Raw genomic sequence first — 23,175 nt, 5'->3', positions numbered from 1 at the left:
AATTTATTTTGAAAATTGATTAAGACGCAAATCTCCCTGATAAAAAAATCGTATATCGGATATGTTCCATTTAATCATCGCAATCCGATCGAGACCTCCACCAAAAGCGAATCCTTGCACTTTTGCAGGGTCAAGTCCGCAGTTACGAAGCACATTCGGATGAACCATTCCAGCACCCATCATTTCGAGCCACTTCCCGTTGAACTTTGCGTGAACTTCAAGCGAAGGCTCAGTAAAAGGGAAAAAACTGGGACGAAATTCTATCTCAGTATTTTCGCCCAACATCTTTTTATAAAATTTCGTGAGTACTCCTTTTAAATTCGCAACAGAAATTCCATCTTCAATATTACCCACCATGATTCCATCTATCTGGTAAAATTGCATTTCGTGAGTCGCATCAGTCGCTTCATTGCGAAAAACTTTTCCAACAGAAATAAAGGCGCAAGGCATTCTGCCATCTTTACCTGCTTGTTCTATGGCTCGTGCTGTGGTAGTCGTCGTATGTGTGCGTAAAACTTTTCCTTTTTGATCCTTAATCCAAAAAGTATCTTGCATATCCAACGCTGGATGATCTTTGGGGAAATTTAAAACATAAAAATTATACCAATCACTTTCAAGCTCTGGACCAGTTGCAATTTCAAAGCCCATCTCAGAAAACGCCTGATAGGCCTCCTCAGCTAACATTGAAAGCGGGTGTATTTTACCTTTTTTATTTTCCTCGTTCATTAAATGTGATGCGCATGATGAATTACTAACTTTCCGTCTTGATGTATTAATTTGAAATTTGACTGTACTCCATTGTGAGTAACCATAAAATGAGCGCTATGCCCGCTCTCTGCCCTGTGAACCATATCTTTTAATTGTTCTGGACTCATATGACTTTCTATATAACTTAATGCATGCTGATGATCACCTGCATGAATATCAAAACCGTGTACTAAATTTTCTCCTTTTTCGTCTGACATATAAAAATTAAATTAAACTTATAATATTGTGAATCGCGAAACATAACTTTTCGAAGGGGTTTCGAGGCTGGCGAGCCGAGAACTTCAGGAATTTTTAAGCTTCAAAAATTCCGTACCGAAGAAAAGTTTATGTTTCGCGATTTAAAGATATTATAGCACATCATTTATAGATCCCTGCCATTTTACAGTATTCACAAATTGCATTTGTTTTACCATAAGATTTGAAATTACAAGGTCTATCTACCCATTTGCCATTTTTAACTAAATTATCATAATCTTTAATATCGTTGATCAAGAGGTCGATCTGCTCTTTGTTTATTACGGTACTATAAAAAATATCCTTCGTGTTTGATGCTTCCACGAATTCAAGCTTTGACTCTACTACATTTTTCTTCCATTTTGGATTCTTATTAAGCAAATACGAATACATGGCGAGTTGGCGCATATAATCACTCATCCTCCCCTCCTCGTTTATCTTTTCAATATCGGATTTTTTTCTAACACCTCCAGTTTTAAAATCTGTAACGCGAACGTTGTTCCCTTCCCCGCCCGCATGACTCGCGTCAGCGTGTCGGGCAGGTAGATTTTCTATCAAATCTATCTTTCCATAAATATTCAAATTTGGAAATCTGTCGTCGTTGACAGAAACACTCTGTTCATTTTCCCTATTTTTGCCTATCTCCGGAAGCCTTGATTTCGTCCACCTCGAAATTATTTTTAAAGCGAGATTGAATAATTCTTTTTGCTTCCTATCATTTCCAAAATTTGATTTTCGCACTTGGTGTGAAATTATATTTTTTAATTCTTCTTCGCTCGGTTTCTTGCCAAGCTTTAAAATTGCATCTATAGATCCATGAACGATATTTCCAAATTCTAAGCTCTCGCTTTTTGATTCTGGCAATTGCAATAAATTCCTAAAATACCATTTCCATGGACATTCAAAGAAATTATTAAGGAGAGAAACCGATATTTTGCGGTCTTCATAATCCCGAGAAACCAACTTCACCAAACCTTTCAAATCAAGACTTTCTTCTGCTATCATTTTATTTTCTACGTATGCAAGCTTGTCGCGTTTTAAAATTATTTTTTCTGTTTCTTCAGCACTTTGTTTTTCAAAATTATCTTCAAGGTCGGCAATGATATGCGCAAGCTCTTGATCGCCTCCGGTGTATGATTTTAAAGCATAAGAAATAGTGCAAAATCTCTTCGCGCGAGTAATGGCCACGTATAATTCGCGTTTCATCACTATTTCATCTTTTTTTTCAATTTTTTCTTTTATGGACGCGGGCAAAGCAAATCCCTCGCGCTTGCTTCCCGAAAAAGACTTTTCGTCCATGTGCGCTATCCAGACATAGTCGAACTCTAAACCTTTTGAACCATGCAAGGTCAAAACTTTCACCCCCTCATTCGGAGTAAATATTGCCAGTGGTATATTTTCTCCATAATTTTCTATACGCCCAAAGAAGCTTAGAAATTCTGCCAAAGTCAGTTTTGGATTTTTTTCTATCTCCGCCAAAACTAAATGAAGAACGGTTCGCAAAACCTCTATCCTCGTCATAAGATCTCGGTGATCCTTGGCGGTGTCAAGCAAGAATTCCGTACCTACTCTTTGAATAAAGAAATATAAAGGTTCTGTTGAAGAATCAAGCCATGATTTCAATTTTTGAATCCAAATATTTACTTCGTTTGAATCATGAAATAAATCACTTTTCTCCTCAACTATATTCAACAAAGAAAACTCGCGCATTTTATTATTTTTTAAAAATTCATGCGCCTGAAGCGGAGAAATTCCAGACAGTTTATCAAAAAAAGATAAAGCTAAAGAGTCGCCATTGTTGGGATTAGCGATTATTTTCAAAATCCTAAAAAAAGAAATAGTTTCAGGCACATCAAAAAAATTAACACTCTCCATACCAGCCACTGGAATACCCATGTCTTTTAATATAGCCACAGTGCTTCGCACTTGGCGATTCTTTGGCACCAAAATAGCTATATCATTAAAGTCATATCCGGACTTTAACTTTTCCTTTATTTCCAACGCTGAAAAAATAATTTCGTCTCTAGGGTAATAAGCTTCGATCAAACGTAATGCATGATTTTCTTTGTGATTGCTCTTTAATTTTCCTTTAGAAATGGAACTCTGTAATAAATTATGCGAAGAATCTAAAATCTTTTGAGTTGAACGGTAATTTTCTTCTAGGGTAATTAATTTTGCTTTGCCAAAAGCATTTTTAAAATTCTCAAAATATTGCAAGGATGCCCCTCCGAAACCGTAAATTAATTGCCTGTCATCACCTACGACAAAGATATTCGGTTTTTCTTCTTCTTGCCAAACTTTTTCCAAAAACTCATTCTGCACCCCGCTAGAATCCTGATGTTCGTCTATTAAAACATAAAGAAAACTTTCTTTGATATAATTTTTTGCTTCCTCGGATTCTTCCACGATATGCACCAAGGATTCCAAAATATCGTCATAGTCGAATAAATTCTTTTCTTTTTTTATTTCCTCATAAAGAGCATAAAATTTCACTGCTTCTTCTGTGCGATGAAGTCCTTCGATCTTTTTTTCCACCTCTTTTTTTATTTTGCCTTTGCTTTCTCCTCGAGAAGAAATACTCGCAGGATCACTTTTGATATTCTCAATTTCTCGGTTTATTTCTTTTTTCAAATCCTCTCCGCTTATACGTTCGCGTTTTAAGAAAGAAATCATCGCTTTTAAATCCTTGAAATATCGCGACACATCGGCTCTCGGACGAATATATTCCCAATCATTGTTTTGCAAAATATCATCACAGAGAGCCACGGAATCCCGTTCATTCATTAATTCAGGTTTTTCATCAAGCCCTAATATGTTGAAATATTTATCTAATATATCCATACCAAAACCATGAAAAGTAGAAACCTTTACCTTTGAAGCCTCAACCCCGATGTATTTACGCAAACGCTCGCGCATAGCTTTTACAGCAGAATTTGTAAAAGTTAAACACAAGATGCCATCCGCCTTAATATCAGTTTTAAGAAGAATATTACCGATCCGCAGTGCCAATATCTGAGTCTTGCCTGTACCCGGCCCCGCCACCACCATCACCGGCCCATCAATAATATCTACCGCTTCTTTTTGGGCTTTATTCAGTCTGTTATATCCTTCTTTAAAATTTTTTTCCAAATTTTTCATCCCGTTAGAAGCAGATCGCGATCAACTCGCTTATCTAATGTTTTATATTATTAATTTTTTTAATATCTAACTTCATGTTTTGTTTATTTTTTAATTGCGATCGCGGCTTCTAACGGGATTGATTTCCAAAAGAAAAATCCGATTATGATAAAAGTGCAAAGAGGAGAAGTATATTCCGGAATATTATAACCAAAAGAATGCAATATCATGATTATTCCTAAAACAAGTATAGAATACATCGCTCCATTTTTTAGATAGACATATTTCTTGATTCTTTCAATATTACCGATGGTAAGCTGGCGCACCAGAAACGCGCCGAATCCATTCCCGATTAAAATCAAAGGAACAGAAAGAGTAAACGCAAAAGCACCGAGTACTCCATCAATCGAAAAAGTCATATCAATGATTTCCAAGAAAAAAAGTTTACTTAAATCAGAATTTGTACCACCAAGCAATTTTCTTTCGCTTTCTTCCGCATTTTGTTTGAAACCGTGAGTAATAAAAAATAAACTTGAACCGACCACTGCTCCGAAAGCCATCAGATTGTTTTCCTTTAATGCAAACCAAGAAATGATGGCTAATAAAATAGAAACGGTGGCATAAAACCAAACTCCTTTAGACATAAAAAATCTCTCAGTGAGAGGCAAACCCATTTTTTTATCCTCCAGAAATAACCAGTGCAGAAATAAAAATAAAAGAAAAACTCCGCCGGCGATTAAAAGGATCGGGGCTGATCTATGAATTGAATCTTGGACTAATGGATCAGAAGACCAGGCAGCAGACAAAACTTGAAAAATCGAGAGGGTTGGATTAAAAACCCAAATTATTATAAAAGGAAGAAGCCCTCGAACAACAAAAACAGCCACTAGCATCCCCCACGTTAAAAACCACCTTTTTGCACGAGCCCCCATCGTAGAGAGAACCTCTGCGTTGATTATCGCATTATCTACTGAAGATATAGCTTCAAAAAGCGATAAGCCCAATATTGTAATTATGGCCGACAAAAACATACCTTTATTTTACTCTACTTTTCAGTTTTTGTCTTTTTTATTACTCCGTAGTTATTCCGTCAAATTCTGGTCCATCTTTTTCTGCCTCAATTTTTGTGGCTCTAACTATACCGTCTTTGTGATGAGCTGGAGAATAAATCGTGTAAAGTTTTAAATCCTCTGTGCTTGATGTATTGACGACATTATGCTCTGCTCCCGCTGGAACTATAATTACAGACCCATCCATAACATCATACTCATTGCCATCAATAAAAACTTTTCCCATACCTTTTTCAAAACGAAAAAATTGATCGTTGTCCGTGTGAACCTCCATACCGATTTCTTCATTGGGCTTAAGACTCATCAAAACCAACTGGCAATGCTTCGCAGTGTATAAAACTTTGCGAAAATTTGTATTCTCTATTGTCTCTTTTTCTATATTTGCGTTGTATCCTTTCATCCCGTTAGAAGTAGGAAATCTTTAGATTTCCGTAAATTAATTTTAATAATGACGACTATTATAACTACAAAAAGTATAACACTATTTATGACTTTAATTAACTAAGCGACTTCTAACGGGATCATATATCCTAGAAAAAAATAAATTTATTTAGAGGCACAGCGTAAACCCGGTATGGCTTTGGGCCGACAAAAGCTTTGCCATTTATAAAGATTGTTGGGGTGCCGTAGAGACCAGTCTTGTTGAGTTCTTTTATTTCATTTTCTACAGCAGTTTTTGTTTCCACACTATTCGCGCAGTCGTTTATCTTTTTTAAATCAAGATTAAACTTGCCTAAAATTTCATCTAAATTAGCTTTATTAAGAACATAATTTTCATCTGCGCTAAATATATAACTATTAAAATCCCAATATTTTTCTGGATAATTTTTATAAACACAATATCCTGCATCACCCAAAAACGTAGTGTCTCCTTTAGCTGGATAATGAGCGAAGATAAAATTAGTCTTCTTATTTTTTATTAATTTTTGAATATCGGGATATGCTTTTCGGCTATAATCACAAGCATAGCAACCAATAAACACTACTGTATTTTTTGAACCAATATTCTGAGTTGGAAAACTTGAAAGATCCACATTATTTAAAGTTACAGTTTGTTCTGTCTTTTGAGTGATCCCGCAAGCTTCATTATTATTGCCTATCGCGGTTACTTTATTGTTTGCTCCGCTCGGATCAAAAGCGCAAAACCCGCTTGCGTTCAAGCCATTGCAACTCCCATAAACATAAAAATCATATCCTCCGCGCAAAACATAAAAGGTACTGCCCAGCATTAGAATAAAAAATATCCAAGATAATATTTCGTAATGCTTGTTCACCATCTTGGCTAAAAAAGTCGAACGGGTAATTATTTTTGACAAAATTTTTCCTTTTATTTTTTCCTTAAAATTACTATTGCAAGGACGGAAAGTGATCCTCCTAAACACACAATCAAAAGCCTCTTTCGCTAGAGCTCGATGCGAAGCGCTGAATATCCCCATTATTCCAAAAACAATTAAAGCTATGATGCAGGCCATATATTTATAGTATTTTTATTATTTTATTTAAGTTGGTAATAAATGCTTCTGCCTCTTCCATCGTATTGTAAATATATAAACTAACCCGGGCAGAATTGTAAATCTTTTTCTCATTAAACCATGAATGCACGCAATGCTGTCCGGAACGAATTTCAATATTAGCCATTTCATCGAGCATTATCAAGAATTTATGCATATCTATACCATCAATATAAAAATCAATAATGCCAGATCTATATTTAGGATCTTTCGGGCCAATAATTTTTATCTGCGGGATTTTTTGTAATTCTCCAGTAATATAAGAATTTAATTTGAATTCATGTTCCGCAATATCTCTGAAATCAAATTGGTTTATATATTTAACAGCTTCTCCGAGGCCGATAATCCCGGCATAATTTTGCAGACCAGCTTCGAATTTTTCTGGAACTGGGAGCATTTTATAACTATTATAGGTGGAAAATTCTACCGTATCTCCTCCCACCAGAAACGGCGATAATTTTTCTAACAATTTGGATTTGCCATAAAAAACTCCCGTGCCAGTCGGCCCCATCATCTTGTGTCCGGAAAAGGCTAAGAAATCAACATCCAAATCTTGAACGTCGATTTTTTGGTGAGGAATGCTCTGGGCCGCATCTAAACAAACCAACGCATTATTTTTGTGTGCAATCTCTATTATTTCTTTGGCAGGATTTGTGACACCGTCTAAATTTGAAGTATGCACAATGGAAACCAATTTAACACCAGTGATTAACTTAGAAAAATTATCTAAGTTGAAACTGCCGTCTTCGTTTGAAGGAATTATTTTCAATACAATCCCTGCCCTGTCTCGAAGCAAGAGCCAAGGGATTAAATTGGAATTGTGTTCTTTATCAGAAACCAAAACGACATCTCCTTTTTGCAAATCTAAAGAATTAGCAAGCAAATTTATCCCCTCAGTGGTATTGCGCGTAAAAATTATTTCGTTTTCATCTTTTGCATTTATGAATTTTGCTACGAGTGATCTCGCTTCTTTTACTTTTTTTGTAACCGCATTCCCTAATTTATGCGCACTTCTTCCCGCGCAAGCCGGGTAATTAAAATAATAATCATTCATTGCCTCGACTACCCTATCTGGCTTCAAGCTCATACAAGCGCTATCCAAATAAATCGGCACATTTTTACCGCTCAAAAGTTTAAAATCTTGCCTTATTTTATATACATCTAACATAATATTCCCCAATCATAACACATATTTGCCTATTTTTGTCCTTTTTATTGAAAAAGCCAGAGCTGGTATTTTTAATTTATTACCGAAAGAATTCACTATCCCCCTCACATAAGTACCGCTGCTACATCTAATTTCAAAACTCGCTATTACGAACTTTCGCAAGAACTGTTCTTGCGAAAGTTTATTTTTCCAAATTTCTAAAATTTCGTCTTGTCTAAAATCCCCATTCACTTTTCCTATTCTTTTTTCTATATTTTTAAATAATTTTTTATTATCTATAGTTCGAATTTTTTCTAATTTTAATTTTTTAATATAAATTTTTCTTTCAGGAATGTCCACATCTTCTCCCGCTCTCGCATAAACGAATAATGGCTTGCCTTTGACTGTCTTTGAAGAATAAATAGGATATTTTTGAATGCTTTCACCCAAAAAACTTTTTAAATATTTTTTTATTTCCCTCGGCCGTAGCCCTACGGGCGAGGCTTTTTCTGAGTCTTGCCTAGCAGTTTTTACAATTTTTCCTAAAATGTCATAAGTATCTGTCGCAAAACCAAAAAGAACTTCAAAATTATATTCTTTTTCAAGTTTCAAATATTTTTCCTTATTCTTTATCTCTTCGCCCGCAAGGACGAGCAAAAGCCCGCTCGCCATCGGATCCAACCTGCCCGCATAAGTCATCTTCACATCTTTGTATTTTTTATGTTTTCTGCGAAAACTCTCCAAGGCCTCAAGCGGTGTTTCTCCTTCTTTTTTGTTTAAAAGTATTACCTTTTTCACCGTTGCGGAGGCGGAGAGATTTGAACTCTCGAGACCCTTTCGAGCCTGCCACCTTTCCAAGGTGGTGCACTAGACCGCTATGCGACGCCTCCGTATTTAATACGATACAGCATCTCGAAGAAAAAGAAAAGCAAAATCCTTAACTTATCATATATGATATATTAAGAAATATTATTCTATCATATGCAAGAATTCTTTTTCACTTAATATTTTTACGCCTAATTTTTGAGCATTTTTGAATTTTGAACCAGGATCTTCCCCCGCTACCACGTAAGAAGTATTTTTCGACACAGAACCCGAAACTTTTCCACTCAGAGAAATGATTCGCTCTTTAGCAATCTCACGCGACATAGTGGAAAGCGTCCCAGTCAAGACAAAATGAAGCCCGGTAAATTTTCCTGCTTTTTTCTTCTCTGCTTTCTCAATAACAACGCCATTATTTTTTAATTTTTTTATAAAATTCAAATTACTCTGATCATTGAAAAAATTGCTGATACTTTTTGATACGGCCGGACCGATATTTTCTATACTATCTATTTCTGCAATATTTTGCTTAGCTGAAATTATTAATTTATCTAAGGTGCCAAAATGCGTGGCTAAATCTCGCGCAGTCTCCTCGCCCACATGTAGAATTCCAAGCGCCCAAAGAAAACGTGAAAATGGAATTTTCTTTTTATATTCTATTTCCTTTATTATGTTTTCAGCTGATTTTTCTCCAAAACGCTCCAAGGGAGCGATGTCTTCTTTAGTAAGGACAAAAATGTCAGCTGCGTCTGTTATCAACCCTTCATCCTTAAAACGTCTTAAAATTTTCGGACCTAATTCATAAATTTCAAACACAGAGACAAAATGTTCTAAATATCTCTCATTTTTAGCAAAACATTTTGGATTGGAACAGTAATAAGCAACAGAAAGACCATCGTTCCCGCTTTTCCCTTGCAAAGACGAAGACACTTTCTTCTTTTCTATTTTCCCTCCGCATACAGGGCAAGTTTCCGGCATTTTAAACTTTTTTTCTTTACCACTACGCATTCCTTTTAAGACTTCTACTACTTTTGGAATCACATCGCCAGCTTTTTCTATCACCACCGTGTCCTCTATCCTCAGATCAAGCCGCTCTATTTGATCCATATTGTGCAAGGTCGCCTTTGATACTCTAGAACCCGCAACCATTGTAGGCTCAAAAATCGCCAGAGGTGTAAGCACCCCCGTGCGACCCACATTAATTTTCACATCTTTCACTACGGTCGTGGCTCTTTCGGCCGGATATTTAAATGCTGCCATGTAGCGCGGAGCTTTTCCGACAACTCCTAAAATTTCTTGCAATTTTAAATTATTTACTGATATAACAATTCCGTCAGTCCCATATGGGAAATTAGGCCTTTTTTTTTCAAATTTTTTTATAAAGGAAATTACTTCGTGTAAATTTTTACAAATCTTATCATTTTCATCTACCTGAAAACCTAATTTTTTTAAAAATTTATGCTTGTCGGAATGAGTTTGCATTGGTAAGGATGGCAAAGAATTTAAAGCGTCGTGGGTCCCCTGTCCTTTGTCTCCGAGGGCGAAGGCGCTAAAATTCTTTGCCATCCTTACCTCTGCTATATCATAAGCGAAAAAATCAAGTTTTCTTTCAGCAGCCAATTTGGGATCTAGTTGTCTCAAACTTCCAGCGGCAGCATTTCTAGTATTTGCAAAAAGAACTTTCCCTTTTCTTTCATTTTTTTTATTTAAAAAAACTAAGGTTTTTTTTGACATCACTGCTTCACCCCGGATTTCAATATATGATGGAACTTTATCCCCTCCTTTTTGAGGAGGGGTGCCAAAGGCGGGGTGGTTCTCTTTTGAATTACCACCCCCTACCCCCTCCTTCTCAAGGAGGGGAGATAATTTGAGAGGTATAGAATGTATAGTTTTTAAATTTTCGGTAATATCTTCACCAACAAAACCATCTCCTCTCGTAGCACCCCTGACAAATACGCCATTTTCATAAATAAGAGATACCGCCAGTCCATCGAATTTAACTTCGCAAAAATAATTCACCTCACCCCCTAACCCCCTCTCCTTAACAAGGAGAGGGGGGAGTAATTTTTTGATCCTTTTTTCCCAATCAAACAATTCTTCTTCACTGAAGGCATCGTTTAAGGAAAGCATTCTGTTTTTATGCTTCACTTTTACAAACTTATCAAGTGGTTTGCCAGCTACCCTATTTTCGGGGGCATTTACATCTTCAAATTCAGGATATATTTTTAAAAGTTCTTTAAGCTCACGAGTTAAAGCATCATAAACGTCATCCGTCACACCTGGCGCATTTTCTATATGATAAGCACTCCTTAAGCGTGCAATTTCCGCACGTAATTTTTTTATCCTTTTTTGAGCCTCAACCTTTTGCATCCCGTTAGAAATTTATTCTTAATTAGTAATACTTCAATAGTATAACTTATTTTCAATATTTTTGTTATTTCTAACGGGATACATACATTAATAACTTAATTCTATTTGTCGCTCTACAGTATTTAGTCCTGGGCTACAGACACCAGGTGTGCCTCCCCCGTTATTGTACCCTTTTGAAGTGACAGTTACTATGGGGTTTCCCTTGTCCATAGTTACTATGGCGCAACTCTGACTTGTATTACCCAATCCAGAAACAACAAAATTCCAAAGAGAAGGAGAGGTAAAAATAGGGGTAAACGTACGTCCTACGCAATTCATAGAAGATGTAGTGCCATTGCCTGGAAAAATATTTTTATCTTGATCTGATTTATCATAAAGCATTGCACATTCAAGTCCTGCATCAGCAGCAAAAAAAGCATCATTAGTATCCTTTGCTGAAGTGCTAAATTTTACTTCTCTTAAGGCAATGTTAGAAACACCGAGAGCGATAGATAAAAGAATAGCCGAAATAGTGACCGCAAAAAGTATTACAAACCCCTCCTTATTATTTTTTATTTTTGATATTATTTTTTTCATTTTACCTGCTGGGTAGTAAGCTTCGCTCTACTACCTTACTCTATCCAATTATATAAATTCTCTGACAGAATCATACTCTTTAGTCCCGAACCCTGATTCCAGGTAACGGTTGATGTAATTTTTACTTCATCGGCGCTAATTGTTGCCATTTGTATCATGCGTGTAAAACCAGGAAAATCAGAAGGCAAAGAAGGCGCAGAAGTAATAAATTTATTCCAACCTACTTGGGCGCCATCAGTATCATAAAGCACGTCCGTATCTCTCATATTTCTAACATATTCAATACCTTCTTGCGCTAAATATTCAGCTGTCATTTTCTGTTTTGCATAATTAACGTCAGAAATACCAGACGCTAAAATAGACATTAATCCCAAAATTGACATGGTAAAAATTGAAATAGAAACTAGAGTTTCCACTAGGGTAAATCCGATATTTCTTGATTTTTTAATTCGTAATTCGTAATTCATAATTATTTTATATATCTATTCGTCTTTGCGATACAGATGTTTGTAAAGAAAAAGGTGAAGTAACTCCGTTGGAAGTTATACTTCCAACTAATTTAATAGTAACAAAAGGCTGAAGCAGATTACCAGACATATTTAAAGTACCATCAGGATTATATGTCGGTGGTTCGGCACCCGTTATTGTAAAACTAGCGGAAGTAATGTCTATTTCTTTCGGAGTTAATTGTACCCAAGTTGACCCATTATCTGTAGATTTTATTATATAGGTAGAGCCGCTCATTGTTACTACTTCATAACCCCATTGGCTGCTGCCGCTGGAAGTTTTAAATGCAATTCCCCAACAATTTGAGCCGCTTTTGGCAACGCTAGAACCCATATCAACGCCTACGGAGTCGCTACCACTAATACAGTGGTAATTGTATCCCGTTCTCAAATTTCTAGACATATCTTCCATAACAAAACTTAAATTATCCATAAGGGAACGCATATTTTGTGATTTTTTATGAAGCAAATTGGTATTTAATAGAGACCCCAAGGCTATGGTAACAATAATTATAAAAAGAGAAACAGAAATCATTGTCTCTATAATGGTATACCCTCCGTTTTTTGATTTTTTAATTTGTAATTCGTAATTCATAATTTTTAATTTACCTGCACCCTTCCTGATGGATATATTTTTATATAAGCCATCGCTCCCTTAGGTGATTTAATTATTATTTGAATATGATCAGGATCAGGCGTTAATTTAACACTACTATTATAAAAATTCGCACTAGAGTCTGGTCGTTTAAAAACAATAGAAAGAAGGTTAACGGAGCTAGGTGAACTACAAGCATCATCGGTACATTTATCTATTTCATATATAAAATTATTTTTTGTGATACTTATAGTGTCTATCGCACTTTCATTATATTGAAAATCATTATTTAAATCAGCAAAATAAATAAATTGTTTTTGGGAAGCTGGAGTGGAAGTATCAAAATAGACCCCATAAGCTGGCTTCCATGTAGAAACATACCCAGAAAGTGGCAATACTCCATTTGTAGATGATTTCTGTGCTTCAACTATTTTCAAAGCAATATCACTGGCTAAATTTTTGATATCTACTCTATCTTGGAAATCTCCATAATTAAAAATTACAACAGAAGATAAAGTAGCAAAAATACTTAAAACTACTATTAGCTCCACATAAGAAAAACCTGCTTTACAATTACGGATTGCGAATTTTAAATTAAAAATTTTTTTAATCATAAAAATAAACTTCCAAAAAAACTCAAGCTAAAAATAAATGCTAAAAAGGCGCCTAAAACCAAATACGGAGCAAAAGGAAGCTCGCTTTTTATTCCATATTTTTTAGAAAAAATGACGAGCAAAATACCTACGATGGATCCAATCCAAAATGCAATTGCCACGCCAGAAAAAGCGAGCGAAAGGCCGAGCAACCACCCTAAGCCAATTGCGAGCTTTGCATCCCCTAACCCCATCCATCTTCCGGAAGACACTAGCCAAAAAAAAGCAAAAGGGGCGGCAATTATTGGGCCTGATAAAAATTCTAAAAGAGTAGGGATATGCAAAGAAAATCCTAAAAACCTACTAGAATTTAAGAAAAGTAATCCTGCAAAAGCTAAAATCCCAAAAACAAAAGAGAGAATGTCTGGAATTATTTTGTGTTTCAGATCATAAACAGCAATAACAATGAGAAGAGAAAATATGACCGCATAATAAGCGTAATTAAAGAAAAAAAGAGGAGTAAGGAAACTAAACTGCCCGCCAGAGGCGGGTCCGCCTTCGGCGGAAAATTTCAAAAATAAAAAAGCAAAAACCAAACCGGTGATAAGCTCTACCAATGGATACTGAATTGAGATTTTAGTTTTACAATTTTTGCATCTTCCACCAAGACCCAAAAAACTAAAGACAGGAATAAGCTCATACCAAGAGAGCTTATTCCGGCAAGACATACAACCGCTTCTTCCGCCAAAAGATTTTTGAGTATTAAGACGAAGAATAACCACATTTAAAAAGCTTCCAATGATCAGGCCGAGGATGAAGAAAATAATTGTAAGAATTTGGGTCATGTTTGATTAAAAACACTAATTACATAAAACATCTGTACCACCTGAAAGACTAGTAGTTGTTCGTATAGATTTTCCTGTCCAATCCACACACCACACATACCCAGATGTCTCTTTAAGCGGAACTTGCGCTGCCCAACCGTTCGCATTAAAATTACATGCTACTTTTGAAATATCAACAGTAGCTGGATTTATATTAGAAACACCATAACTATATCCATTAGCTTTTGCCGCAGCTAAAATTTGTGCACCGACACCCAAAGCACCACCCACTAAACCATTTGTGCAAACACTAGTATAACTATTTGGAGAAGCAGTATTTGTGCCATAAAAAATTTCCCCCTGCGCAATAGCATTTCGTAAATTTGCTTTTACTCCTGCATCCCCACCCTTATCCCTTGAACTTTTCAACGCTGCCACAACAACCATAGTTAAAAGACCAATAATAGCAACGACAACTAAAAGTTCAAGTAATGTAAAACCTTTCTTCAAATTTGTTTTCATAAAAGATTAATAAAATTTATAAAAAACCTATCAATATTATACCATATATATAAAAAGAAAAAGCCATTTTTCAATGACTTTTTCTGATTTTCATAAGAACTGTTTTTTTGTTATACCTTACCTACCCTAATTACATGTAGTATCTGCAGAATCGGTAAGTGCTGTTGTCGTTTCCTTTGCAGCACCAGACGAATCTACACAAAAATATGTTGTAGTAGTAGGAGCTTTTAATTTAACCTCGGCTGCCCATGCAGAAGAGGAATCATTACAATTTGCATTTCCGATTGCGCCATTAACAACAACGGTGCCAGTACCCGCTGCAGTTGAGGCTGCTTGCACCCCAGCATTGATTGTATTTACTCCACCCACTATTGGACCTAAAGCACAAACATTAGTATATGTATTAGTTGCTGCGGTATTTGAATCATAAAATATTGCTGCTTGAGCACGAGTATTGGTCAAGTTTGCCTTGATAGCAGCATCTGTACCTTTTGTCCTAGCAGTGTTAAGGGAAGCTAACACAACCGATGCCAAGATACCAATGATAGCAACGACAACTAAAAGTTCAATCAACGTAAAACCTTTTTTAAATTTCTTCATAAATTAAATTCTAATTATTAATAATAACTTATAATTTTATTCGCCTCCGGCGAAAATATTTCGACTTGTTTCTAATACATTTATTATATCATAGAGACAAAAATTTTTAGGCAAGAGAGTTATCCACAGGGAACCACCTCGCCCTTTGGGCACTCCTCCTTCATAAGGAGGAGAAGGAATTCTCCCCTCCTTGTTGAGGAGGGGTAAGGGGTGGTGACTTTAACTAATACTCCCCGCCATATTGTAAATAGGCATCAAGACAGAAACCAAAAGTATCCCTACCCCAAAACCTAAAACCACAATCATCGCAGGCTCTATTAAACCAACCAATGTATCTATCGCAGCGCCTACTTCACGCTCATAAAAGTTAGTTAGATTCTTTAAAATAGATCCCATAGAACCGGTCTCTTCTCCAACCTGAACCATTTGTACGAAAATTTTGGGAATTTGCTCTGGAAATTTCCCAAATGCTTCTGAGAGCACCAATCCTGATTTTAGACTATCTGCCACATCCCCTAATATATTTTTATACGCCAAAGACCCTACGACTTGCGCTGTAATATCTACCGATCGTATTATAGGAACACCAGACTCAATCATAGTACTCAAATTGTCGGTTATCCTCGAAAGATAAAGTTTTTTATATAAATCACCGATGCCGGGCAAAGAAAGCTTGAGATCATCAAGATAAATTTTGCCTTTTACCGTAGTTGATAAATACCAAATCCAAACCCCTATTAATATCAAAAATATCAAAATAAGAAAACCATAATGAACAAACAAATTTGAAACGACAATCACTATTTGAGTAAAAAAGGGAGCCGTTTGACCAGAATCTTGAATAATAACTGCTAATTTAGGAATAACAACTGTAAACATTAAGGTCATCACAACAAAGAAAGTGATGACAACAAAAATTGGATAAATAAGTGCATTTTTAGTTTTAGAAGTAAGAGAATATTGACGATCTAAATAATCTGCCAAATGTAAAAAGGTTTGATTGAGTTTTCCAGTTTCTTCACCTACTTTTACCATATTTATATAAAAATCAGAAAATACATCTGGATGATGAGATAGAGCGCCAGAAATAGAAACTCCTGCTTGAAGATCATCGACAATTTGAGTAAGTTTGTGTCCTAAAAGTTTATTTTCAGTATTGTTCGCAAGCATAGTGAAAGCTTTTAAGGCAGAAACTTGCGCTTCAAACAACGTGGCTATTTGGCGAGAAAGAATAACAACATCTTTCATCCTTATTTTTTCAAAAAAAGAAAACTGAAAAAAAGATTTTTTTTCAGTTTCTTCATTGATAGAAATAACAACGAGACCTCTATGTTGAAGCCCACTAATCGCCATATCACGATTGGGCGCGTCAATTTCTCCCTCTTTATTCTGACCTTTTTCATTAATAGCTTTATATTTAAATAGCATAGTTTTGTTTACCTTATTCCGGACGTTGGACGTCCGTTTTTCGGACGTCCAACGTCCGGAATCTTAAATTAATCGTTCTAGACCTTTTGGATTAAAAGAGTTCTGATAAGCGTTCTCTATAGAAATTTCCCCAGCGCGTAAAAGCTCAAGCAGGGAGTGGTTCAAGTCCACCATTCCGGATTCCATCCCCGTTTCTATAACCACATCTATTTCGTGCGTGCGTTTTTCACGAATTAAATTAGAAACCGCGTTGTTGTTTAAAAGAAGTTCATAAGCCGGAACAAGCCCGCCCGCAATTCTGGGAATAAGTCTCTGAGAAAAAATACCGAGCAAGGAGGAAGAAAGCTGAGCGCGAATTTGATCTTGTTGGCTTCCTGGAAAAGAATCAATAATTCTATCTATAGTTTGAGAAGCATTGTTGGTATGAAGAGTAGAAAGCACAAGGTGCCCGGTTTCAGCTGCCGTTACAGCAGTGGAAATTGTCTCTGGGGTGCGCATTTCGCCAACCATGATCACATTTACATCTTCGCGAAAAACTTCTTTTAGCGCGACATGAAAATCTTTGGTATCAATACCAACTTCCCGCTGATTGATTATGGATTTATTGGGCACATATATGTGTTCAATCGGATCTTCGATGGTTACTATATGGCGCGCTTGCTCATTATTTATCACATTTATCATCGCAGATAATGTAGTTGATTTACCTTGCCCAACTGGACCGACGACTAAAAAGAATCCTTGTTTTTTACGAGCCAAGTCAGCTAAAATCGGAGGCAAACGCAATTGCTCTATGGTTTGGACTTTAGGCACCAATCGAAAAACTATATTGATTAAACCTTTTTGAAAAAAAGCATTCCCGCGCAATCTGGCTTCTCCGCGAAAATCATAAGAAAAATCAGCTTCAAAATTTTCTTTGAAATTATCAATTTGCGGTTTTTCTAGAATTTCTCCCAAAATTCCCAAAACGTCTTCTTTTGTTAAAATTGAATGTTTCGTTAGAAAAATAAGTTCTCCGGACACACGAATCGCCGGCACACGTCCAACACCCAAATGCAAGTCTGAACCACCTTCGTGAATAACATTCAAAATAAGATCTTCAAGTTCTTTTTTATAATCCATCCCGTTAGAAATTTATATTAATTAATAATACTTAACTTATTATAACCCGTTTTCAATATTTTTTTATTTCTAACGGGATCCATGATTTTTTTGTTCTAAAATTTTTTCAACTTGTTCAATAACTTCTCCTGGAGTGAAATTTGCTTTCACAATATAACCCACTACCCCCAATTTGTTGCCTTCATCTATATCTTTTTGTTCACTTTTATTGGATAAAATTATTTTTACAGAATTTGGACACAACTTCTCCGCATTTATTTGAGTTAAGGTTTCAAAACCGTCCATTTCCGGCATAATTATATCAATCAAAAGAATATCGGGAGATAGTCCCCCTTTGAGTTTTTCTAATGCATGAACACCATTGCTTGCAGTGTAAACTTCAAAATTATTTTGGCTGAATTTAAGCGCATACATATCTAAAAGGAAACTATCGTCATCGACTATTAAAATTTTCTTTTTTTCACTTTCCATAGGAATGATTCATTATACTATAAAATACTTTGCAACACTATTCGCTCTCGTTGCTAAAATTATACACTTCTGCAAATGGAATTAATCCTTGCAAAGATTTTAATATCGCATCTTCTTTCATCATCAACATTCCTTTACTTCGAGCTAATTTATAAATTGCCACATCCGTCGGATTTTTCAAGATTACCGCCTGCATCTCCTTATCAATTTTGAACATTTCGAAAATAGCAATTCGTCCTCGTGTTCCAGAAGGACAATCGGTGGACGGCACGACTTCATACATTTTATCCCCTATTTTCGGCTTAAATTCGTCAGGCAAATCTTTAAACTGTTCTTCTATTTGTTTTTTTACACTTTCTTCTAATGGTATTTCTTTGCGTGAAGCCGGATAGGTCATCCTAGCCAGACGTTGAGCAATAGAAACAATCAAGGTCGGCGCAATAAGGTATGGATCGATACCCATATCAACAAGACGAGGGATCGCGCCGATTGCATTATTAGTGTGCAGAGTAGAAAGCACAAGGTGTCCGGTTAAAGCCGCCTGAATCGCAAGCTGGGCTGTTTCTTTGTCTCGTATTTCTCCAACCATTATTATATCGGGATCTTGGCGAAGAATGGAACGAAGCCCTGAGGCAAATGTATAACCAATTTCTGGCATCACTTGGGACTGATTTATATCTAGCATATGATATTCCACGGGGTCTTCCAAGGATACAATATTGCTCTCCTCTTTATTAAGTTCATTCATCATTGAATATAGGGTGGTAGATTTACCAGATCCGGTAGGACCAGTGATCAAGATGAGTCCATAAGGCTTCTTGATTGCTTCCCTAATTATATTCAAGTTTACTTCTGACAGTCCAAGTTGATCAAGAGGTTTGACTCCTTTCTCGGAATCCAAGATACGCATAACTACTTTCTCCCCATTATATGCGGGCATAGTAGAAACACGAAAATCAATTTTGCGTTCATCGATATTCGCACTAAAAGATCCGTCTTGAGGCTTGCGCTTCTCGTCCAGTCTTAATTTAGAAAGAATTTTTATACGCGCTACGATCCCGCCATAAACAGTGGGCGGTAATACTATCGAGGTATGCAGGATACCATCCACTCGAAAACGCACTTTAACTTTTTCGCCGGTATGTTCAATATGAATATCAGACGCATTTCTTTCTATGGCATTACGTAAAATAACTGCAACAATTTTTATTACTGGCGCATCTTCTACCATCTTTACCTCTTCTCCTTCTTTTATGTTTTTTATTTCTTTGCTTAAATTTTCCTCACTGACACTTTTGATATTTATTGTTTCTTCATTGCCTAACTCTTTTAGAGCTTCTTCAACTTGGCTTCCCAATCCTTTGAAGGATTGCATTACACTTTCATAGTTGCTTTTAGAAATCAAAAATATCTTAAAAGGAATACCTAATTTCGTTGAAATAAATTGTAAGGCATCTATCGCTTGGATGTTTTCCGGATCAAGCACCCCCACTTCTAGTACTCCATCTTTTAATGCCAAAGGCACAAAATGATAATGAGCGGCTGAATCTTCTGAAATATATTTCAATACATCAAAAGATATTTCTTTAGAGTTTACGTTTCTTACTGGAATTCCCAAATATTCTCCTTTTGCTTCAAGAATTTTATCCTCTCCTATGCCTAATTCAACGAGGGTTTCCTCAATATCTCCATTATGATCTTTTCTTGCACGAATATTGATTTCACCAATTTGGCTTTCATTTATTAAACCTTTTTTTGCTAATTCTTCTAAAAAACTCATCCCGTTAGAAGCAGGTCGCGGTCAGTATGCCGTGACTATGCTTTATTATTTTATTAAATTTTATATTTTTTATAAACATATTTTTTTATATTACTGCGACCGCGGCTTCTAACGGGATTATATTTTAGAATTAGACGATGCTGGAGCAGTTGGAGCGGAAGTTGAATTATTTACAGTTGTAGATGCTGGTGCAGGTGCGGCATCATTACCAAATGGAGCAAATGGATTTGGCCTACCTTCGGTACCATCTGGGATAAGTATAATACTAGAATCATGCAAGCTATTGAAGGCTGGATCAGAAAAAATAGCATCATTTAACTTTATATTTTTGATATTAGAAAATATTACAAGAAAATCTTTTGCGACTTCAGAGTTGGTATTTGAAGTACTTGGATTTGGGATAGAGCCATCCATGTTTGGCAAAGTGGCGTTTGCCCCGGAAGACACTAGACTGGCTTGTTCTCCTTCTGGTTTTGCAAAAAAAAGATAAATTAAAAAGAATATTAATGCTATTGCTACGAATATTATAATGTTTTTAATTTTTGGCATTTTTTTCTTGTTTAATTATCTTAAAAATTAATTTTTTAAATAATAAGTTTTAATTTTAAAGTCATATTTATAAATATCGGAAGAATTTATTTTTGGATTACTGCCGACACTCGAAGTATTGGATGAAAAAGTAATGGAGGATATATCCACAATTCTAAGATTGCTTTCCAAGTCTTTGGTAAAAGAAATAAAATTATCATAAGTCCCCGATATGGAAAATTCTAAATCAAAAACCCCATAATTTGGAGAAGGCTTAGAGGCTGACCCTCCTTTGATAACTGCTCCCGCTGCTGCGGTATTATCTGTGTTTATCATGCTGTATTTTACATCTTTCAAAACCATCCCATACGGTAATGCTATTTGCCCTATTTCCAAGATCAAACGAATATTGTCAACATTATCAGGCAAAAGCTTTTTTATTTTCATTAAATTGTCGGGGTCAATTTGATTATACTTGGATGTCAATTTATCACGTTCATTTTCAAACATTTTAGAATTATCCAGCGCCCCATTGTATGATGCAACGTCTGAATTTAGTGCGGAAATATTATTATAAATAGGATTGGTAAATATAAAAAAGAATGCTCCGGTAATTCCTATTAAAATAATTGGTATTGTAAATCTCATCATAAAAATTTAACTTTTAACCATAAGGGTTTGTTTATAATTAACAAAACTTGGATCGACTGAAAATTGTAGATCAAAAAGAACATTACCGCTATTATCAAGCGTTAAATTTGAAAAAATAGGATCAATCAAATTTTTATTTTTTGCAAACAAATCATATTGAAGGGCGATTGAACGATAACCGATAGCAACTCCGGACATTTTTACATTTATGGTATTTTTGTCACCGCTTTCCATGTTATAACTAAAGTTGGTATAGCGGACACTTTTCATGGTGAGCTGTTCTAGGGCATTAAAAATAGGAACGACGGTGATGTGTTTGGCTAGAATTTCGCTGGAATAAATCAAACGTTTATCAAAAGTTTGAAGCTCGGTTATTTTTGCAGGCTCAAAACGATTTTTGGCTAAGTTCAGAGTATTTTCCATATTGGCAATTTTCTTTACTAAAATTCCTTTATAAAAATAAAGTCCTCCTGTTACGATAAGAACGGCAAAAAAAATAAATAGAGAGATAATAAAAAAAACACCAATAGAACGTCCACCATAAGCAGTATTTTCTTTTATTATCGGTTTTTTGGGGATAAATGAGGTTTGAAAATTTTGTTCCATATTTTTACACTTACCTTCTTTATTATACAGCAAAAGAGGATTTCAAAGAAGTAAATTGTGTATAACTTTACCCGCACACTTGTGCACAAGTGTGCGGGTTTATTTTAATTTTCGCAAGGCTAAGCCCAAAGCAACTGCAAATTCTGGACCAATAGTCGAAAAAACTTTTTCTAAAAATGCAGGCGCGCCCACTTTCGAAAAAGGACGCCCGATTTCTATTTCTGCGCGAAAATTATTTACGGCGACTTCAGACAGCCCTTTCATCAAGGCGCCTCCGCCTGTAAATATTACCTTGCTGATAGTTCTATTATTTTTCTTTTCATATCCAAGCAGCACATTATTGGTTTCAGAAAAAATATAATCAATGTGCACCTTGATAATATCGACTAAGGTTTTTTCTGCGGGATTTCCAAAAAAACCGAATTCTTTTTTCATTTTTTCCGCTTCAGAAAAAGAAATGGAAAGGGATTTGGAGATGGAATTGGTTATGTCCGCCCCTCCCCTGTCTATGGTGTGATAGTTTGTAACCATGCCGAATTCGACAATGGAAAGCTTGGTGCGGGACGCGCCAAAATCAACCAGTAAAACCGGCGAAAGCTCATGTTCAAAATTTGCTCGAATGGAAGAAAAAATCTCAATTTCAAAAAAAGAAGCTGAGAGGTTGCATGCGGAAACGATTGAACGGTATTTGGCCACGGCGTCGTTTTGAGTCGTGACAACCAAGACATTTGTTTTTTCTTTCTTTTTTTCCGCATCCTCGGCGTTCATTTCTTCAAAAGAAGCTTCTTTTTTAGGAATGATAAAATAATCGACTGAAACTTCGGTGATGGGAACTGGAATATATTTACGGGCTTCTATGGGAACAATGGCAGCTATTTCTTTCTCGTCTATTTTGGCTGGAAGCTCAATGGTGAAAATCAAATTCGATTGGATAGGAAGAGAGAGAGCGGCAGAAGTGCTTGTGATGTCGGATTGCTTCAAAACTTCTTTCAAAGCTAAAACAATTTTTTCTACTGGGAGATTGGTAACTCCGCCGGCATCAATGTCAGCATAAGGGCCAAGGGCTATCGATCCGTAAGTCTCCAGCACGGCTTTGCCTTCTTTCAACTTAATTTCAACTACTTTAATCGCGGAAGAACCAATATCAATTCCTACAGCAGAATTTTCTCCGCCGCTTCCAAGCTTGCCTAAGCCAGAAAAAAAGTTTTTTAATGGTTTTAATGGATTATCCATCCCGTTAGAAGCAGATCGCGATCAATTCGCATATCTGATATTTTAAGTTATTAATTTCTATTTTCCTTGATTTCATATTTTGTTTATATTTTAAATTGCGA

At 35.9% G+C, this 23,175-nt stretch carries 24 protein-coding genes and 1 tRNA gene; all 25 read right to left on the bottom strand.

Annotation, left to right across the window (positions count from 1 at the left end):
* Positions 1 to 3 precede the first annotated feature (3 nt).
* Complete coding sequence (gene pheS / locus PHT16_01770) at positions 4 to 777, bottom strand: phenylalanine--tRNA ligase subunit alpha (GenBank protein MDD5721157.1); 774 nt, start codon at positions 775 to 777, stop codon at positions 4 to 6.
* Complete coding sequence (locus tag PHT16_01765) at positions 726 to 965, bottom strand: hypothetical protein (GenBank protein MDD5721156.1); 240 nt, start codon at positions 963 to 965, stop codon at positions 726 to 728. The genes pheS and PHT16_01765 overlap by 52 nt, the downstream gene beginning before the upstream one ends.
* Positions 966 to 1,125: 160 nt before the next feature.
* Positions 1,126 to 4,140 carry an ATP-dependent DNA helicase gene (locus PHT16_01760; GenBank protein ID MDD5721155.1) on the bottom strand — a complete coding sequence of 1,005 codons (3,015 nt, stop codon included), beginning with the start codon at positions 4,138 to 4,140 and terminating at the stop codon, positions 1,126 to 1,128.
* 83 nt (positions 4,141 to 4,223) lie between these two features.
* Positions 4,224 to 5,150, bottom strand: coding sequence for a DUF475 domain-containing protein (locus PHT16_01755; protein ID MDD5721154.1), 927 nt, complete (start codon positions 5,148 to 5,150; stop codon positions 4,224 to 4,226).
* A 40-nt stretch (positions 5,151 to 5,190) separates the two neighbouring features.
* Entirely contained in the window at positions 5,191 to 5,589 is a 399-nt protein-coding gene (locus tag PHT16_01750) for a cupin domain-containing protein (GenBank protein MDD5721153.1), read from the bottom strand.
* A gap of 130 nt (positions 5,590 to 5,719) precedes the next feature.
* Positions 5,720 to 6,661: a thioredoxin domain-containing protein gene (locus tag PHT16_01745; GenBank protein MDD5721152.1), complete on the bottom strand. Its 942-nt coding sequence runs from the start codon at positions 6,659 to 6,661 to the stop codon at positions 5,720 to 5,722.
* A gap of 4 nt (positions 6,662 to 6,665) precedes the next feature.
* Positions 6,666 to 7,868 carry a cysteine desulfurase gene (locus PHT16_01740; protein ID MDD5721151.1) on the bottom strand — a complete coding sequence of 401 codons (1,203 nt, stop codon included), beginning with the start codon at positions 7,866 to 7,868 and terminating at the stop codon, positions 6,666 to 6,668.
* A 12-nt stretch (positions 7,869 to 7,880) separates the two neighbouring features.
* The gene (locus PHT16_01735) at positions 7,881 to 8,645 is read right to left on the bottom strand and encodes a hypothetical protein (GenBank protein MDD5721150.1); all 765 of its coding nucleotides are present in this window, start codon (positions 8,643 to 8,645) and stop codon (positions 7,881 to 7,883) included.
* A 5-nt stretch (positions 8,646 to 8,650) separates the two neighbouring features.
* A tRNA-Ser gene (locus PHT16_01730) sits at positions 8,651 to 8,737 on the bottom strand.
* A 79-nt stretch (positions 8,738 to 8,816) separates the two neighbouring features.
* Positions 8,817 to 11,039 (bottom strand): NAD-dependent DNA ligase LigA, encoded by a 2,223-nt coding sequence (gene ligA, locus PHT16_01725; protein ID MDD5721149.1) that lies wholly within the window; start codon positions 11,037 to 11,039, stop codon positions 8,817 to 8,819.
* 87 nt (positions 11,040 to 11,126) lie between these two features.
* The gene (locus PHT16_01720; protein ID MDD5721148.1) at positions 11,127 to 11,615 is read right to left on the bottom strand and encodes a pilus assembly PilX N-terminal domain-containing protein; all 489 of its coding nucleotides are present in this window, start codon (positions 11,613 to 11,615) and stop codon (positions 11,127 to 11,129) included.
* A gap of 35 nt (positions 11,616 to 11,650) precedes the next feature.
* Positions 11,651 to 12,082 carry a hypothetical protein gene (locus tag PHT16_01715; protein MDD5721147.1) on the bottom strand — a complete coding sequence of 144 codons (432 nt, stop codon included), beginning with the start codon at positions 12,080 to 12,082 and terminating at the stop codon, positions 11,651 to 11,653.
* A gap of 7 nt (positions 12,083 to 12,089) precedes the next feature.
* A complete protein-coding gene (locus PHT16_01710) occupies positions 12,090 to 12,716 on the bottom strand; it encodes a hypothetical protein (GenBank protein ID MDD5721146.1) in 627 nt (208 codons plus the stop codon).
* Positions 12,717 to 12,721: 5 nt separating this feature from the next.
* Complete coding sequence (locus tag PHT16_01705; protein ID MDD5721145.1) at positions 12,722 to 13,330, bottom strand: type II secretion system protein; 609 nt, start codon at positions 13,328 to 13,330, stop codon at positions 12,722 to 12,724.
* Positions 13,327 to 14,154 (bottom strand): prepilin peptidase, encoded by an 828-nt coding sequence (locus PHT16_01700; GenBank protein ID MDD5721144.1) that lies wholly within the window; start codon positions 14,152 to 14,154, stop codon positions 13,327 to 13,329. Before PHT16_01700 ends, PHT16_01705 begins: the two co-directional genes overlap by 4 nt.
* Before the next feature lie 15 nt (positions 14,155 to 14,169).
* Entirely contained in the window at positions 14,170 to 14,655 is a 486-nt protein-coding gene (locus PHT16_01695) for a type II secretion system protein (protein MDD5721143.1), read from the bottom strand.
* A gap of 126 nt (positions 14,656 to 14,781) precedes the next feature.
* A complete protein-coding gene (locus PHT16_01690; protein MDD5721142.1) occupies positions 14,782 to 15,255 on the bottom strand; it encodes a type II secretion system protein in 474 nt (157 codons plus the stop codon).
* Positions 15,256 to 15,474: 219 nt separating this feature from the next.
* On the bottom strand, positions 15,475 to 16,683 hold the full coding sequence (locus PHT16_01685; GenBank protein MDD5721141.1) for a type II secretion system F family protein: 1,209 nt from the start codon (positions 16,681 to 16,683) through the stop codon (positions 15,475 to 15,477).
* Between the two features lie 63 nt (positions 16,684 to 16,746).
* Positions 16,747 to 17,805: a PilT/PilU family type 4a pilus ATPase gene (locus tag PHT16_01680; GenBank protein ID MDD5721140.1), complete on the bottom strand. Its 1,059-nt coding sequence runs from the start codon at positions 17,803 to 17,805 to the stop codon at positions 16,747 to 16,749.
* Between the two features lie 69 nt (positions 17,806 to 17,874).
* On the bottom strand, positions 17,875 to 18,276 hold the full coding sequence (locus PHT16_01675) for a response regulator (protein MDD5721139.1): 402 nt from the start codon (positions 18,274 to 18,276) through the stop codon (positions 17,875 to 17,877).
* 37 nt (positions 18,277 to 18,313) lie between these two features.
* Positions 18,314 to 20,056, bottom strand: coding sequence for a GspE/PulE family protein (locus PHT16_01670; protein ID MDD5721138.1), 1,743 nt, complete (start codon positions 20,054 to 20,056; stop codon positions 18,314 to 18,316).
* Positions 20,057 to 20,173: 117 nt separating this feature from the next.
* The gene (locus PHT16_01665) at positions 20,174 to 20,605 is read right to left on the bottom strand and encodes a hypothetical protein (GenBank protein ID MDD5721137.1); all 432 of its coding nucleotides are present in this window, start codon (positions 20,603 to 20,605) and stop codon (positions 20,174 to 20,176) included.
* 27 nt (positions 20,606 to 20,632) lie between these two features.
* On the bottom strand, positions 20,633 to 21,235 hold the full coding sequence (locus PHT16_01660) for a hypothetical protein (protein ID MDD5721136.1): 603 nt from the start codon (positions 21,233 to 21,235) through the stop codon (positions 20,633 to 20,635).
* Positions 21,236 to 21,241: 6 nt separating this feature from the next.
* Complete coding sequence (locus PHT16_01655) at positions 21,242 to 21,841, bottom strand: hypothetical protein (protein MDD5721135.1); 600 nt, start codon at positions 21,839 to 21,841, stop codon at positions 21,242 to 21,244.
* Between the two features lie 99 nt (positions 21,842 to 21,940).
* Positions 21,941 to 23,074 carry a type IV pilus assembly protein PilM gene (gene pilM, locus PHT16_01650; protein ID MDD5721134.1) on the bottom strand — a complete coding sequence of 378 codons (1,134 nt, stop codon included), beginning with the start codon at positions 23,072 to 23,074 and terminating at the stop codon, positions 21,941 to 21,943.
* Between the last annotated feature and the right edge of the window lie 101 nt (positions 23,075 to 23,175).

It is taken from the genome of Candidatus Paceibacterota bacterium (assembly GCA_028718635.1).
Classification (GTDB): domain Bacteria; phylum Patescibacteriota; class Minisyncoccia; order Phycocordibacterales; family UBA9973; genus UBA9973.
Note: the sequence above shows the minus strand (reverse complement) of the source record. Positions and strands in the feature narration are given on the sequence as shown.

What these genes read in the sequence shown, in the direction of transcription:
- PHT16_01765 (MDD5721156.1), bottom strand. Translation starts at nt 965, where the DNA reads ATGTCAGACGAAAAAGGAGAAAATTTAGTACACGGTTTTGATATTCAT.
- PHT16_01760 (MDD5721155.1), bottom strand. Translation starts at nt 4,140, where the DNA reads ATGAAAAATTTGGAAAAAAATTTTAAAGAAGGATATAACAGACTGAAT.
- PHT16_01755 (MDD5721154.1), bottom strand. Translation starts at nt 5,150, where the DNA reads ATGTTTTTGTCGGCCATAATTACAATATTGGGCTTATCGCTTTTTGAA.
- PHT16_01750 (MDD5721153.1), bottom strand. Translation starts at nt 5,589, where the DNA reads ATGAAAGGATACAACGCAAATATAGAAAAAGAGACAATAGAGAATACA.
- PHT16_01745 (MDD5721152.1), bottom strand. Translation starts at nt 6,661, where the DNA reads ATGGCCTGCATCATAGCTTTAATTGTTTTTGGAATAATGGGGATATTC.
- PHT16_01740 (MDD5721151.1), bottom strand. Translation starts at nt 7,868, where the DNA reads ATGTTAGATGTATATAAAATAAGGCAAGATTTTAAACTTTTGAGCGGT.
- ligA (MDD5721149.1), bottom strand. Translation starts at nt 11,039, where the DNA reads ATGCAAAAGGTTGAGGCTCAAAAAAGGATAAAAAAATTACGTGCGGAA.
- PHT16_01720 (MDD5721148.1), bottom strand. Translation starts at nt 11,615, where the DNA reads ATGAAAAAAATAATATCAAAAATAAAAAATAATAAGGAGGGGTTTGTA.
- PHT16_01715 (MDD5721147.1), bottom strand. Translation starts at nt 12,082, where the DNA reads ATGAATTACGAATTACGAATTAAAAAATCAAGAAATATCGGATTTACC.
- PHT16_01710 (MDD5721146.1), bottom strand. Translation starts at nt 12,716, where the DNA reads ATGAATTACGAATTACAAATTAAAAAATCAAAAAACGGAGGGTATACC.
- PHT16_01705 (MDD5721145.1), bottom strand. Translation starts at nt 13,330, where the DNA reads ATGATTAAAAAAATTTTTAATTTAAAATTCGCAATCCGTAATTGTAAA.
- PHT16_01700 (MDD5721144.1), bottom strand. Translation starts at nt 14,154, where the DNA reads ATGACCCAAATTCTTACAATTATTTTCTTCATCCTCGGCCTGATCATT.
- PHT16_01695 (MDD5721143.1), bottom strand. Translation starts at nt 14,655, where the DNA reads ATGAAAACAAATTTGAAGAAAGGTTTTACATTACTTGAACTTTTAGTT.
- PHT16_01690 (MDD5721142.1), bottom strand. Translation starts at nt 15,255, where the DNA reads ATGAAGAAATTTAAAAAAGGTTTTACGTTGATTGAACTTTTAGTTGTC.
- PHT16_01685 (MDD5721141.1), bottom strand. Translation starts at nt 16,683, where the DNA reads ATGCTATTTAAATATAAAGCTATTAATGAAAAAGGTCAGAATAAAGAG.
- PHT16_01680 (MDD5721140.1), bottom strand. Translation starts at nt 17,805, where the DNA reads ATGGATTATAAAAAAGAACTTGAAGATCTTATTTTGAATGTTATTCAC.
- PHT16_01675 (MDD5721139.1), bottom strand. Translation starts at nt 18,276, where the DNA reads ATGGAAAGTGAAAAAAAGAAAATTTTAATAGTCGATGACGATAGTTTC.
- PHT16_01670 (MDD5721138.1), bottom strand. Translation starts at nt 20,056, where the DNA reads ATGAGTTTTTTAGAAGAATTAGCAAAAAAAGGTTTAATAAATGAAAGC.
- PHT16_01665 (MDD5721137.1), bottom strand. Translation starts at nt 20,605, where the DNA reads ATGCCAAAAATTAAAAACATTATAATATTCGTAGCAATAGCATTAATA.
- PHT16_01660 (MDD5721136.1), bottom strand. Translation starts at nt 21,235, where the DNA reads ATGATGAGATTTACAATACCAATTATTTTAATAGGAATTACCGGAGCA.
- PHT16_01655 (MDD5721135.1), bottom strand. Translation starts at nt 21,841, where the DNA reads ATGGAACAAAATTTTCAAACCTCATTTATCCCCAAAAAACCGATAATA.
- pilM (MDD5721134.1), bottom strand. Translation starts at nt 23,074, where the DNA reads ATGGATAATCCATTAAAACCATTAAAAAACTTTTTTTCTGGCTTAGGC.